This is a genomic window from Verrucomicrobiota bacterium (assembly GCA_021413925.1).
Lineage (GTDB): Bacteria > Verrucomicrobiota > Verrucomicrobiia > Chthoniobacterales > UBA6821 > UBA6821.
The window spans coordinates 63,065-76,434 of the sequence record JAIOPL010000026.1; the positions used below are offsets into that span (position 1 = coordinate 63,065).

Genomic DNA, 13,370 nt, shown 5'->3' on the forward strand with positions numbered 1-13,370 from the left:
GTGGAATTTGCGAAGGAATTTTGGTGATGGGCTAGGCGGAAGACCGAGGGCTATCTGAAGATAACCCGAGGGATGACAACAACGCCCATCGCCGAAAGACCCAGCTGATTCTGCCGGAATAAGAGTGGAGATGGTATTAGATCGCCCTCGGGAATAAGGACTCGGTGGTTAACATCCCTTTTATCCCCTTCATCCCTGTAAAACTTCTAGGCTTTCCCGCTACAACCGGAATTTGATCACCACCTTCTGAACAAGAGCGGGAGAGTCGATCATGACTCCGGGTTGGTGTCCGTCTCGGGGCAGGAAGATGGCGAAGGAGCCGGCATTCAATTCCAGAAGTGTCGAGGAGCAGGTCGGAGCCTGATAAAACTCGGCATCCTTCTCGGGATTATAGGGGGTCTTCACGGCTAGTATGTCACGCTCCGCATAACCGATCCTCTCGGCACCCTCGACCAGGTACTGGATATCGCCGTGCACTCGATGAGTCTCCCATTTCTTTGACTCGGCAGGCGCCGTGTCATAACGCTGGACTATCGCGATCAGGGAGTCATCGCCGATCGTATAGCGCCCGTCCGGTGTTGCCGGATCGTAAGAGGCAAGCCACGCAAAGGCGCGACTGAAGGAAGAATGCAGCTTCTCGTAGGTAGAAGCATTGCCGAGCGTATCGAGGATCATTTGCTCTATTTGCCTTTATAGCTACAGCGCGCCGTGGGGGTCTCGTGGATGACGATCTCAGAAAGACCGGGTAGTTGATGCTCGAGCTTTTCCCAGAGCCACCGGCACATATTCTCAATAGTCGGGTTGTCGAGGCCCGGAATGTCGTTCAGATAGGAATGGTCGAGCAACTCCAGGAGCGGATCCATCGCCCGACTGATACGGGAATGGTCGTAAAGCCATCCAGACGCCGGATCGACCTCCCCCTCCACAGAGATCTCGATCTTGAAGCTGTGCCCGTGCATTTTTCCGCACTTATGCTCAGGCGGAACATTGGGAAGGGTCTGGGCGGCTTCGAAAGAGAAGTCTTTGGTCAGTCGGACATGCATCTGAAATTCAATACAGCATCCCTATGGAAAAGGGAAAGGGAATGCCCCAGATCGTGCGAGGCCACGTAGTCAGAAAATCAGCGGATCCGGTCGCTGTCGCTAGTTGCGTTGCTGTTCCCCTGATTGCTTACGAAATTGCCTCCCTGGGCAAGGTTGCGTGCATCCAGATCTTCCTGCACCAGACGACGCAAATACTCGGTCAAGCTCAAGCCTTCCTTGGCCGCGGCAATTTTGGCTGCCTCATGAACTTCAGGATCGATTCTGGTTTTTATGGTCATTGTGATTCGTCTAGTTAACTACCCGTATTTCTTTTTTTCATTTTTTACAAGTTTTTGTCAATCTGATCTTTGCGTTTCTGATAATTAACGCTTAGGGTGCACTAGTGAATAAAAAGCGCGTTACCAAGATTCTTACCGGATTCCGTTTGGATCCACGGTTAAAGATACTCGCCGTCGAGGCCGCCGGTCAGGAAAACAGATCCCTCTCGAATTATATCGAGAACCTGATTCGCCAGGATGTTGAGGCTCGAGGACTGTTGCTGCCGGCTGCAAACGGAAAAAAGTAGGCCGATCCTTCAATCCGCAGTCTGTAATACTTCCATCTATTGTTATAGATCACTATTCATTGTTGTATAACGCCTGTATTTCTTACAGGAATATTACTTGAGCATATTTGTAAGTTTATGACAGTCTTTTGTTTACGGATCCTGATAAATGTTGTAAAAAGCGCTAGTGAAAAAAACCGTAATCAAGAGAAAAGCAGAGACAAAAATTCTGACTGGGTTCCGAATCCATCCTGAAATCAAGGCCCTGGCCATTGAAGCTGCCACGGTTGAAAATCGCTCATTTTCGAACTACCTCGAAAATCTGATTATCAAGGATCTCACCTCCAGAAATCTCCTCCAGGCCAAAAAGCCTTCGCACTAGACGACTTTCAGCCTTGCCTGAACTTCAGGCTGGGCCTTGTGACGGGCAAAGAGATCGAGCGTGCGATCTCGCTCGGCTGAATGTTCCAGCATCGGGGCGGGATACCCCGGTGCAATAGGGCACCCATCGGAGGGTGGATCCAGCAGGGATCCATTGGAGACATTCCTTAGTTCCGGGATCCAGGTTCGGATATAGGTACCCTCTGGGTCATAGCGCTTAGTCTGGCTCCAAGGATTCTGAATGCGGAAGTAAGGGGCTGCATCAGCCCCCGTCCCTGCGCTCCACTGCCAGCCACCGTTGTTGCTGGCGATCTCCCCATCCACGAGCGACCGCATAAAGAAGGCCTCCCCGAGGCGCCAGTCGAGATGCAGGTCCTTGGTCAGGAACATCGCCGTGATCATCCGGGAGCGATTATGCATCCATCCCGTCGCGGCGAGCTGACGCATGGCGGCATCCACGATGGGGAATCCCGTCATGCCGGCGCACCAGCGGTCGAAAGCGTCTGGAACTCCGGGTAGGCCCGGCCACTCCATGCCTCGCCATGTGGTGTTGAATTCCTGCTTGAGGAGTTCCGGATAATGCCAGAGCAGCTGCATGTAGAACTCCCTCCAGACGATCTCGGCCAGGAACTTCATCGCGCTCTTCCGTCCCTCGGGGGGCAAACTTTCCTCTACATTCTTTGATGCCTCATAAATCTGACGCGGAGAGATCAGGCCGAAGCGGAGATCCTGCGAAAGATGCGACGTACCGTTCACCCCCATAAGATCACGCTTCTCCCCATAGGAAGCGATGGGCCCGGCAATAAAGGCCTTCAAGCGTTCACGGGCTGCCCGCTCGCCTGGCTCGGGGATACTTGCGGAGGAACTCATCTCCCACTCGGAAAGCAGTGGCAGAGGAAGCGAGGAGATGCCGGAGGGGGTTGAGAGCTTTTTGATCGCAGGCCCTGGTGAAGGCTTCGGCAGACCGAACCAGACCTTCGAATAGGGAGTGAAGACGCGAAACACCGTTCCCTGACCGGTGAGCGCCTCATCGCGTTCATGGATGCAGGCATCCTTGGGAAGGAAGAGTTCGAGTCCACGCGCCTTGGCCATGATATCGAGTCGGCCTTCAACCAACCGGCCGAAGGGATCGGGATCACGATTCGCGAAGATTTCCGTCGCTCCCGTCTCGGCAACCAGCTTTTCCAGTTCCTTCACCGCGTCGCCGCGCAGAATGATCAGACGCCCACCGATCGCTTCCAGATTTTTGGCCAAAGATGCCAGGCACCCGCAGAGGAACTCCTGTCGAGCCGGTCCGGTCCATTCATGCGATCCCTTCCAGTCGCTCGCCACGTAAACGGGGATGACTTCACCGTCGGGGCCGGCAGCGGCGACCGCAGCAGCAAGCGCCGTATTGTCGGTGATTCGGAAATCCCGGCGAAACCAATGGATAACGCGTTTCATTTCCTGATCGTAACGGGCCAGCTGAGCGTCCTTACGGGAGGGACACCCTTCTCCCAGACTCGGGCGTAGGAGAAGGTGAGGGTCAGCGTTCCCGCCCGTACCGCACGGAACCTCCAGACCTCGGTTCCCCCCGCGCCGATACGACCCTTGGCGGATTTGGGAATCTCGCAGGCCGCCTCCCCTTGCTGAAGCAGAAGTTTCGGCTTGGAGGCGGCGACACTCCACGAGTAGCCCGTCGATGGGTTGGAAGAGAGGCGGAACACCAAAAGATCGCCGCGATCTATCCAAAGATCTTTTCCATTCTCCTTCTCCGTGAGATCGAGCTGAGCGGCCGTAGCCCAACTGGAAAGAAGAAGTCCAAGGATCAATCCAGAGAGGAGGCGCCTCATGAAGGGCAGCGCATGGAAAATCCGGACGGATGATTTGGAATCAGAACCCATGGGGAATGTTTTACTCTGGATAGCAGGAAGACAGGAAGGGGATTCACCCGGACTCCCAATAGGAATCGGACTTAACCAGCGATGGAGTTTTGCCGAGTGGTTAGGGAACCGATGAATTCCTGAACACTGGAGAGCCTTCATCAAGGCACAAAAAAACCGGCCGTTTGGCCGGTCTCATCATGAGGTCCTGGTAACTCCTTCTTTGATCCGCATACCATCAGGGCACACTCTTCGATTGGCTGGCTGGCATCAGCTTGTTCACGCATCCCAGATGAAGCCTCATTGCCGCTTCGTTGATGGCATGGCGCAGACCCTCCTTCCCGAAATAGACCCCCCGGATTTGTGTCGTTGCAGAGAGGGCTTTCACAAAGTCATCGCAGAACCGGGCATCCACCCCATCACGACTCTCCCAAAAATCATCCAGCTCTCCCTGGAAAGTCAGCCCCTCGAGATTGTATACAGCCTGGCCTAGAGCCTTCACCCGATTTCCCATTCGGAGCGCATTCAACCCTACCGTGCTGTTGATCGTAATCACTCCCTGGCAGTTGCGGATCAATTCCTCGAGCACGCCGCCATCCAGGAAGCAGACCCGCTGGGCAACTCCCGCCTCCTCCGCAAAGGCACGAATCTGTTTTGCCCAGTTCACCAGACCTGGATCCAAGGGATGAATCTTCATCACCAGCAAGGAGTCCACCGGGGCATTTCTTGCGAATGAACTGATCACCTCCCAGAAAGCAGCCTGTTGGTTGGGATAGGAGGAATAGGCCCGGATCTGGAAATCCATCTCCATCTGCATGGCGTAGAGATAAAATACCTGACCATCACGGAGAATGCTGGAAACAAGGAGCTCCCTTTTTCTCCTGCAGATCCTGTTTTTAAGAAGCCTCCAGAGATAGCCGGCCCCGAAAAGGAGGGGATTATCCAGTTGGTAGGGATGATAGCCGGGATAAAGCATCCGGAGGGTTACCGTCGCCAATGCCCCGGCACATTCAGCAATCACCTTGATGGACGTCACCTCATGAAACTTCTTCTCAACGGGCATCTCTGCCACACCTGATGCCAGCCTTGCGATCTCATCACGGCATTTTGGGAAAAGCGAATCACCGGACATCCCGTTTTTTTCTAAAGTGATCCAATCGGGGCGGAGATATCCGAAGTCCGTCACCGTCACCTCGATTCCCCTCGCCTTGGCCAAGGCAACCGCCGCTTTGTGATAGTTGCGTTTTTCCCCGTTAAGGATCAGGTCCGTAACACCCTCCCTCTCCATGAATGCCTCGAGAAATGCCTCCCATTTTTTGAACGATCCCCGGTAGTTGATCGCCCCCTTGCGCCTCCAGAAAAGCCAGTCACCGAAGCAAAGATTGATACGCAGACACCGATGTCCCCGAGACTCAAGCTCATCGGCGATCCCGGTGAAAAATGCGCAGTTTGGCCCTTGGAGGAAGAGGAAGACTCGCCCGCCCGCTCCCTGATCCGGGCGTGACATCTCATCACTCGCCGTGGAGTCAGGCATTACGACGCTTCTTGCCACATCATGCATGGATCATCTCCTTTTTGTTGTCCGAACGCTGCTCCTGACACCAGACCCGTGCATTGTCATGGATGATTTTCCTCCGCGAGGGATCACCGAGCAGGGAGACGATCGCCCTCACCCATTGGTAGCGATGGTTTCTACAAAGCACCCCGGTTTGCCCGTCCATCACCTTCTCCGCGTATGGCGGCACATCCGAGTAGATACCCGCCGCGCCGCCCCTCGTGATCTGGTAGAGCTTCGTGTGGGATCTCGCTCTGTTGAATGGGGTATCCATCAGTGGAGCGATCCCGACATCGTATCGGATACTGGCGAGATACTGCTGGTAATCGGGCCAACTCATCGGATGGAGCACTCTCACACGCGGAATCCCCCGGAACATCCTTGCGACCTCACCATTTCCGATGATCTCGAACCAAGCGTTCGGAACTGCCTGCTGCACCCTGCGTACCACGGGAACCAGCCACCTCATCTCGCTGAGATGAGTGATCGTGGCATGGTAGAAGTAAACCAGCGTCTCGGGATAATAGTCACTCGTGTCGTCATAATGAGGTTCCCAAACAACGGCATTGGCTTCGGGATAACGGTCTGCGAGCTCGTGGGTCGAGACAACGACTTCACTCACCACACGGCTCAACAGTCCGTGGATCTTCCAGTATTTTCCAAACGTCCAGAGAGCGTAATACCAGGGCAACTCCCGGGCAGTCAGGACTGCCGGAATATCATCATCCTTCAGGTAAGTTACCCCGGTGAACTTCTCCCGATGCTTCAGCAACTCCTTGAGCCATCTCCGGGAGACATGCCTCACGATGATCACCCACGTCCCCTCCTCGATCTTCAGATCTCTCGGAGGCGCCCCTGTGCTCACATGACTGCGAACAGGCAGCCCGTCGGGCAACCTCCCCTTCACATAGTAACAGGTAGTCGGCACCCTCCCCGGCTCCAGGACCATCACGGCACGGGGCTTCTGGCTGCTGTAGGCAGCCCGGCATCGAAAAGGTCTCAATTTCATCACTTCCGTGAGATACATCCCGGCGACATCACGTCGCCCTCCCCGTGATCAATCACGCTTCATCAGAGCACTCCACCGCCTTCGAAAAGCCCTCTTCTCACGGCGGAGCCTTATCAGATCCCATGGCTTCCATGTCCGACCTCGAGTCTTCATCTCGTGGTGGAGAAGCCGGGCCCGTGGAGTGCAGATCACACCCTGACCAGATTCCCTGACCCTCAGGCAGTAGTCGGTATCATTGAAAGCCACGGGAAAATTCACCTCATCGAGCCCGCCCAGTCTGAGAAAGAGATCACGCCGGGTCATCAGACAGGCTCCCGTTACCGCCTTAACATCGTAGGCATCCATGCCTGGGGTTGAATCAAGATGGCGGACGCAATCACGCCCGCCGACCACATCCCCGGCATGCTGAATCGAGCCGTCAGGGAAGAGCAGTAGCGCCCCCACCACCCCGACACCCTCCTGCATAAGCCCCGCCGCCATCGTCTCCATCCAGTCGGCGGAGATCACCTCCGTGTCATTATTGAGCAGACAAAGAATTGATCCCTTTGCTTCCTCCGCACCCCTGTTGATCATCGCCGAGAAGTTGAAAGGCCCCGGATATTTCAGGACCCGCGTATTTATCGCCCATTCCTCCCCCTCCAGCAGACGAAGGGCCTTGGGCTCCATACTCCCATTATCAACAATCAGGATCTCGTAATCCGGATAAGTAGATTTCTCGCGGATACTATTGATGCAACGGCTCAGAAGCTCCGCCTTATCCCTCGTCGGGATGATCACGGAGATTTTTTTGTTTCCCTCAGTCATGTTCTTTGTCGCCCAACCGATATTCCACGGGACAAAACACCCCACACGGACATCTGATTCTAATGATCCCTCAACCTCCTAATAGAGCTTTTTACTTCCAATAGCTGCTCGGCGCACAATCTTCCTAACTTTCGGTTTTATGCTATTCGGGAAAGGTGTAATCAGTAGTGATCCTGATCCCTCACCACGGAGCCCTTGATCCCGAGTGTTATGCAGTGGTGGGGGGACGAGTGGATGGGCCTCGGGTTTTTCCTCGTTGGTTCAAAAATACAGTATTCTTACCCGATCGGCTGGATGATCATTTCGATTTCAGCTCAACTGAAGATGCCTGAAGGTGCTGACCGATAATCTTATGAGCAATGGCCGTCTGATCCGGGAAAACATGCATTAACATGGCGGCGACAAAAATGATGGCCGTCACACCGAACGCTAATCCGACCATCAGATCCAGCATTCCTAAAACGACTGGAATCAAGGCCGCGATGATTCCCTGCTGATCGCTAAAACCCATCATCTTAATCGAGAAAAACATGATTAGTGCAACGGGCAGAATTCTAAGAAATTTGAAAATCAGAGGTTTCATCGGTTTATCTGTATGGTCATGAATTTTTTAAACAGCCCCTTTTTCTCCGGCTTAGTGTACACCCAGAGGCCGTCCCGTAGTTCGAAGCCGTTCTTGGGATAGAGATCGGCGCAGAGGTGGTTCTTCTCGGTTCTCACATACTCCGCAGTGACCTCGGGGGTATTGATCCGATCGATCACACTGCGGAGCATCTGCTGCTCCACATCCAGACCGACCACGCGGCAGCTCATCACAAACTGGCGGATGCAGTTTCCCTGTACCATCAGGAGCCCTACCAATCCGTAGGCAGTGAAGCGGTCTGTGACGTTGAAGGTATAGAATACGCCCCCTTCGGCAAAGAAGCGACCGATCTCCTCGGGGGTCCAGCGACGGCCGGTTGTGTTGAACTGATTCGTTTTGTTAAGCAGTTCGCGGGCCCTCTCGAAGCTCTGATCGGAGGGACTTTTGATGATGTGACCCACGACCTTCAGATTCAGGGACTGAAGGAACTCCCCACGGCTCATCGACTTCCGGGACTGCTCCCTCACGCCCTGCGCCTGGATCATCTCGGTACGCCTTCCTGATTCCGTCGTGATGAATGGAACGTCCAGCTCGGGAGCAGTCAGCAGATACTCCCGGATCCCATAGAGATCCTCGCCGAGAATACGGATCCCGACGAACTCCCGGCCCACCTCGTCCCTCTCCACCGGATTGTCATCGATGAAAAGTGCATTGCCAGGGAGCAGATTCGTCTCCTCCAGAATCTCACGGACGCTCTGCACCTTCGGATTCCAATTGATCCTGATAGAGGCGAAGTCCTCGAGCAGTATCCTTCGCTGGAAAATCTCATCCCATTTCTCACGAATCAGGGACTCGTAATTCTTGCTCGCTATGGCGAGGAGGATCCCACGCATCTTCAGGAACTGCAGGGCCTCCACCACTCCGAGCGGCCACCCTTCCAGTCCGTGCGGATGGATCCCATCCTCTGCCAGCACCCCGCGCCAGAGGGTGTCATCCAGATCGACAATCACGATCTTGAGCGGATCGCGACGCGTCAGGATCTCATAACGATGCAGAATATCGTGCCAGACATCATCGAGAAACTCCTCAGTCTTGAGTTCTCTGGATTTGCTAAAGGGCTCAGGAGGCTGAAGCCTTTTGAGATCATGCTCGAAGTCGAAATCACCTGCCAACGCCCCATGACTCAGGGCATGGATTGAGTCATCCAGGATATGCCGCTTGCCTATCCGAGAAGCGATCTCGTCCAGATCGACGTAGTGGACATTGGTGCGAGAGAGACAGATTTTCTCCAGCCGCTCGTTCAGTCTGCGGATCAGATGCTGAAGATTCGAGAGAGAGTGCCGGGGCATCATACGCCCCAGCGGATTGCGCTGAGGGACGATGAATCCAGTCACGAAGGAGGTCAATCCGTGCCGCGTATTATAGCCTAGGTAATTCTCCAGAAAGAGAGAGAGCTGGCTCAGCGCACTAGTCTCCAAGGCATTCAGCGCCTCAGGATTCATGAGGTCGGCGCCGAGATAGTGGGATTCATGCAGAACTCCCCGCAGGGGAGGCTGGATGATCTGGAAAGAATAGTTATCGATCGGGGCCTCCGGCTCATCCGGAAGCACAGAGAGATGATTGACAAGAAGATGATGCAGGGAATCGGGATCTCGTTTCTCACGACGCAGCCATTCACAGATCCGGAGGGCGAGATTCTCCGAAAGGCAGGAGCCGATCAGCAGGATGTTTCCTTCAGCTGACATCAACTGATCAAAGTTTGATACAAGGATGAGACTTATATACTAGATGGCCAGGAGACGGATCAGTATTAATTCCTGATCTTCATCTCATCAAACACGCGAAGGACTTGAGAAGATGAATCATGTATGAATCGACAACCTCCTTACGAAGATATTCCTTGCCAAATTCAGATCCAGCTTTCGCTATATATTCATATCTCCCCGGCTCCTCTAACTCTTTTTTTAAAATATCAACAACATCCGCATCACGAGCGATCGGAATGTAATGCAGCCACGGGACAAGAGAATCATAGTAAAACTGTACCCGTTGGGATTCATACTTCATAATAACGGAGTTACTATGAAGGGATTTTACCATACGCCCCCATGCAGCCCCATTTCCATCCATGGAAATAATGAATTTGTAATCTAGTTGCTTTTCCCACGACCAGAATTCATCGCAAATACCAAGTGATTTGATGTACTCCACGGTCTCTGCCCCATCCTCCTGGCAGATAGAAGTAATTTTGAAATCTACATCTTCTGAACTTGCAAAGAACTGAGCGGAACTGATTCTAGGAACCAAGTCATTCTTGACTTTATGCAAAGTGAGTAAGGCACCTCCTTTGCCCCCGGCTCCGGTTGTAGCACCCGCAAAGACAGCCTTGGGCTGTTTATTTGAAAAAGGTACGGGATCCTCTATCAGCAGTGACTGGTAGCCATCGCTCATCAGATAATCCGCATCAGGAATCAGGATTTTTTCGCTGCCCCTGAGCTTGTCAAAGGAGAAAACCGGATACTCCAGAACATCTTCATTGGCAGCATCATTGATACAGATAGGTAAGATCAACCGTTTCTTGAGATCCAGATCCGGCGAGATAGCTCTTAAGGAAACGCTGATTTAATCGGGGCGCCCTGCGAAGTGATGCTATGCAGGATAGGAGGGTTGGGATAGAATGAGGGAATGAACAACCAGCTGAGTTTTTCTGCGAGCGAATATGCCGGGAAGAAGAAGGCAACGCGAAGAGAACGCTTCCTTGGAGAAATGGAAAAGGTGGTGCCCTGGGGAAGGCTGATCGCGTTGATCGAGCCATGTTATCCGAAGGGTGAGCGAGGGAGGCCGCCGATCGGGATCCAGAGGATGCTGAGGATCTACTTCCTTGCGCAGTGGTACGGACTGGCTGATGAAGCCCTTGAGGATGCCATCTACGACAGCCAGGCGATGAGGAACTTCATTGGGGTGGATCTTGGAGGAGAAAGCGTGCCTGATGCGACGACTTTGCTAAAGTTCCGGCATCTACTGGAAAAGAACGACCTGACCCGTGCGATCTTTGAAGAGATTGGGAAGCATCTGAAGGCCAAGAAGCTCCTTATGAAAGAAGGGACTATCGTGGATGCGACCATCATCAATGCCCCCTCCTCAACCAAGAATGCGGAGGGTAAGAGGGATCCGCAGATGCATCAGACCCGCAAAGGCAATCAGTGGTACTTCGGCATGAAGGCCCATATTGGAGCGGATGCAGAATCAGGACTAGTGCATAGCCTTGTGGCGACCTCCGCCAATGTCAGTGACGTCAGCCAGACCAAGCATCTCCTTCATGGACAAGAGAAGAGGGTTCACGCAGATGCGGGATATGTTGGGGTTCAAAAGAGGGAAGAGTTTGAGGGAAACAAGATTGATTGGATGGTGGCAGAGAAGAAAGGACGCCTGAAGTCGATGGCCGAAGGATTGAGGAAAGATCTGCTGCGGGAATGGGAGCGCCGGAAGGCTCAGGTAAGAGCCAAGGTGGAGCATCCCTTCCACATCATCAAAAACCTCTTCGGATACCGGAAGGTTCGATACCGGGGGCTGAGGAAAAATCTCGCCCAACTTCACAGCCTCTTCGCCCTGGCCAATCTGGTCATTGCCGGACGCATGCTCCGGAAAGCTCAGATGGCATGAAATCAGGGGAAAACACCCTCTCATGGAGGCAAAGGCCCCCTCGGTGGCATCCTGCCACTGCACAAATCTGCCAATCCGAGAGTCAGCTTCGATGCAAGATGATCAAAAATATCACCCCAATCCCTTCCTCCTCATCAAAATTAGCCAGACTTTGAAAAAGGCGCTTTAATCAGCGGTTCCTTAAGTAGTTCAGAAGGCTTTTTATTCTTTCTTCACCAATGGTGCCGGTAGAGACATCCTTATGAAGCACAGACACTTCCTGGCCATCAACGATAAAGTTATGGATTGTTTGTTCTTTTTTTGCGATGTCCTCGCAGAAGGATGTATATCTCGCAGCATCCAATCCATTTTCCCATCGATGGAGTTGGTTGTGTACCCAGTAGATGGGTATTGGATCACTCACTTTCCCACCCTGAAGACACTTTGAGGTGCTGAATGCATCACTAAGAGACCTGATAACTTCCGTCAACCCGGTTCCCGACTGAATCAGATCAATGCAGTTCTTGCGCCCATCCGCGTCAGTCTCACGATCCATGATTGAAAGATACAAGGCATCGACGATCTCCGGGGCGGCGAGAGCAACAGCTTTGGCGGAGAATTCTCCAGATCCGAGAAGGCCTTGGATCGCAGGTATGAGGGAGCGATGATCGACTATTGCTGCCTTGTAACTGCGGAGGCCCGCCTCATCAGCCTCGCGGCCGAGAATTGCTACAAAAAGCTGCTTAGCAATTTCATTGGAATAAAATTCCAAGACATTACCTAATCTACCTTTAGTGACTTTTTCCAAGAGATAATTTTTGGCGGACATTTATTTCACCCCCTTAAATTATAATTTGATATATGTCAGTTATTTTACTATATCCCCGAGGGAACCTCTTAATTCGAGGCATTTTTAGTAATGCTACTTTTATCCATGATGGGAAACAATAGGAATTAAGTCGAGTATTAGAGCTGGACTTAGCATTTGCTTTTTGACTGCAAACTCAGCCATCCTCCCTACGATATTCTCCGGTTTAATAAACTTCTCGACCACATGATAATTACTTCTCTCAACATAATCATCAAAGAGTATTAATGTGCCGGGTTTTGCAAAAACCAATGAGGCCAGAAAGCTTGCTACGCGGAAACGTCCATCAATAAGGATAAGATCTGGCGAGTGATTTGCAGCTAATATTTTCCTCCATGGTTCGATGCTATAATTAGGCCATTTTACTGCCTTGGTATAATCCGTGGGATTTCCATAATTCCCAGTAGGCCCAATATCAACCCAGCAACTAATCAGAGTTTCTGCATTTTTTAAGCATCTAACTTTTTCTGCAACCGCTTCTAAAAACGATTTATCTGAGTCAACAGAATAAATGTATGGTATATTCGAGGACGATGCTAATACCGTTGAGCCGCCTGATCCATATTCAAGAAAACAATTGATGTTATTTAACTTCTCCGCTAGATAAGCTCTTTCCTCTTCAGGCATGTCCGGGATGTCTCGAATATCCTCTTTTGACCATTTTATAACTGAACTAGAAACTGGAGAATTTTCTTCTTTCTTTGTTTCTTTTTTTGATGAGATATTTTCTTCTTTTTCTATTTTAGTTGCCACTCGATTAGTCATTTCCGTTTGAGAGACTTTGTGCAGGAGAGCTAGCGCTTGAGCGTTTTCGTTGATCCCCTGATAGATTTCAGCGAGTATCCTTAAGTCAGCCGGATCGCCTTCGGAATAAAAGCAAGCCTTTTTACCATGGTGGATTTTCTCCTGATTATCTTCAGATGTTTCCCTCACTGCTCGAGCTTTCTCAAGCAGTATCTGCCGGAATGAAACATCAAGTAATTCTATAGAATAGTCAGGATTTAGTGCCAATTGGTCACCAATTAATCTGATGATCTGCTCGTAATCCTTAAGGTGATTTGTTTGGGAATTCATATTAA

15 protein-coding genes are annotated in these 13,370 nt (G+C 51.9%); 2 read left to right on the forward strand and 13 right to left on the reverse strand.

The window, feature by feature from the left end; genetic code table 11:
* Positions 1–219 precede the first annotated feature (219 nt).
* The 3 genes from K8R57_10105 to K8R57_10115 all read right to left on the reverse strand — a co-directional run bounded on the left by K8R57_10105 (position 220) and on the right by K8R57_10115 (position 1,321).
* Positions 220–675: a YhcH/YjgK/YiaL family protein gene (locus K8R57_10105; protein ID MCE9588651.1), complete on the reverse strand. Its 456-nt coding sequence runs from the start codon at positions 673–675 to the stop codon at positions 220–222.
* A 5-nt stretch (positions 676–680) separates the two neighbouring features.
* Positions 681–1,043, reverse strand: coding sequence for a 6-carboxytetrahydropterin synthase QueD (gene queD, locus K8R57_10110; protein MCE9588652.1), 363 nt, complete (start codon positions 1,041–1,043; stop codon positions 681–683).
* Between the two features lie 77 nt (positions 1,044–1,120).
* Entirely contained in the window at positions 1,121–1,321 is a 201-nt protein-coding gene (locus tag K8R57_10115; protein ID MCE9588653.1) for a toxin-antitoxin system HicB family antitoxin, read from the reverse strand.
* Positions 1,322–1,425: 104 nt separating this feature from the next.
* On the opposite strand from K8R57_10115, the gene K8R57_10120 reads away from it, so the two are divergent.
* A complete protein-coding gene (locus tag K8R57_10120) occupies positions 1,426–1,608 on the forward strand; it encodes a hypothetical protein (GenBank protein ID MCE9588654.1) in 183 nt (60 codons plus the stop codon).
* Between the two features lie 357 nt (positions 1,609–1,965).
* Here K8R57_10120 and K8R57_10125 read toward each other — a convergent pair whose 3' ends face one another.
* The 8 genes from K8R57_10125 to K8R57_10160 all read right to left on the reverse strand — a co-directional run bounded on the left by K8R57_10125 (position 1,966) and on the right by K8R57_10160 (position 10,352).
* The gene (locus K8R57_10125) at positions 1,966–3,411 is read right to left on the reverse strand and encodes a DNA photolyase family protein (GenBank protein MCE9588655.1); all 1,446 of its coding nucleotides are present in this window, start codon (positions 3,409–3,411) and stop codon (positions 1,966–1,968) included.
* Positions 3,408–3,851, reverse strand: coding sequence for a protease inhibitor I42 family protein (locus K8R57_10130; GenBank protein ID MCE9588656.1), 444 nt, complete (start codon positions 3,849–3,851; stop codon positions 3,408–3,410). The genes K8R57_10125 and K8R57_10130 overlap by 4 nt, the downstream gene beginning before the upstream one ends.
* A gap of 217 nt (positions 3,852–4,068) precedes the next feature.
* A complete protein-coding gene (locus K8R57_10135) occupies positions 4,069–5,364 on the reverse strand; it encodes a capsular biosynthesis protein (protein MCE9588657.1) in 1,296 nt (431 codons plus the stop codon).
* A 19-nt stretch (positions 5,365–5,383) separates the two neighbouring features.
* Positions 5,384–6,394 carry a hypothetical protein gene (locus K8R57_10140; GenBank protein ID MCE9588658.1) on the reverse strand — a complete coding sequence of 337 codons (1,011 nt, stop codon included), beginning with the start codon at positions 6,392–6,394 and terminating at the stop codon, positions 5,384–5,386.
* 48 nt (positions 6,395–6,442) lie between these two features.
* Complete coding sequence (locus tag K8R57_10145) at positions 6,443–7,198, reverse strand: glycosyltransferase family 2 protein (protein ID MCE9588659.1); 756 nt, start codon at positions 7,196–7,198, stop codon at positions 6,443–6,445.
* Positions 7,199–7,496: 298 nt separating this feature from the next.
* Positions 7,497–7,781: a hypothetical protein gene (locus K8R57_10150; protein ID MCE9588660.1), complete on the reverse strand. Its 285-nt coding sequence runs from the start codon at positions 7,779–7,781 to the stop codon at positions 7,497–7,499.
* Positions 7,778–9,526, reverse strand: a complete 1,749-nt coding sequence (locus tag K8R57_10155) for an HAD-IIIC family phosphatase (GenBank protein MCE9588661.1) — start codon at positions 9,524–9,526, stop codon at positions 7,778–7,780. The genes K8R57_10150 and K8R57_10155 overlap by 4 nt, the downstream gene beginning before the upstream one ends.
* Positions 9,527–9,605: 79 nt before the next feature.
* Complete coding sequence (locus tag K8R57_10160) at positions 9,606–10,352, reverse strand: hypothetical protein (GenBank protein MCE9588662.1); 747 nt, start codon at positions 10,350–10,352, stop codon at positions 9,606–9,608.
* A 114-nt stretch (positions 10,353–10,466) separates the two neighbouring features.
* Between K8R57_10160 and K8R57_10165 the strand changes: the two genes are divergently transcribed.
* Positions 10,467–11,444 (forward strand): IS5 family transposase, encoded by a 978-nt coding sequence (locus K8R57_10165; protein ID MCE9588663.1) that lies wholly within the window; start codon positions 10,467–10,469, stop codon positions 11,442–11,444.
* Between the two features lie 169 nt (positions 11,445–11,613).
* Here K8R57_10165 and K8R57_10170 read toward each other — a convergent pair whose 3' ends face one another.
* Positions 11,614–12,252, reverse strand: a complete 639-nt coding sequence (locus K8R57_10170; GenBank protein ID MCE9588664.1) for a DUF4214 domain-containing protein — start codon at positions 12,250–12,252, stop codon at positions 11,614–11,616.
* A gap of 99 nt (positions 12,253–12,351) precedes the next feature.
* Positions 12,352–13,365, reverse strand: coding sequence for a hypothetical protein (locus K8R57_10175; GenBank protein ID MCE9588665.1), 1,014 nt, complete (start codon positions 13,363–13,365; stop codon positions 12,352–12,354).
* Positions 13,366–13,370: the final 5 nt, after the last annotated feature.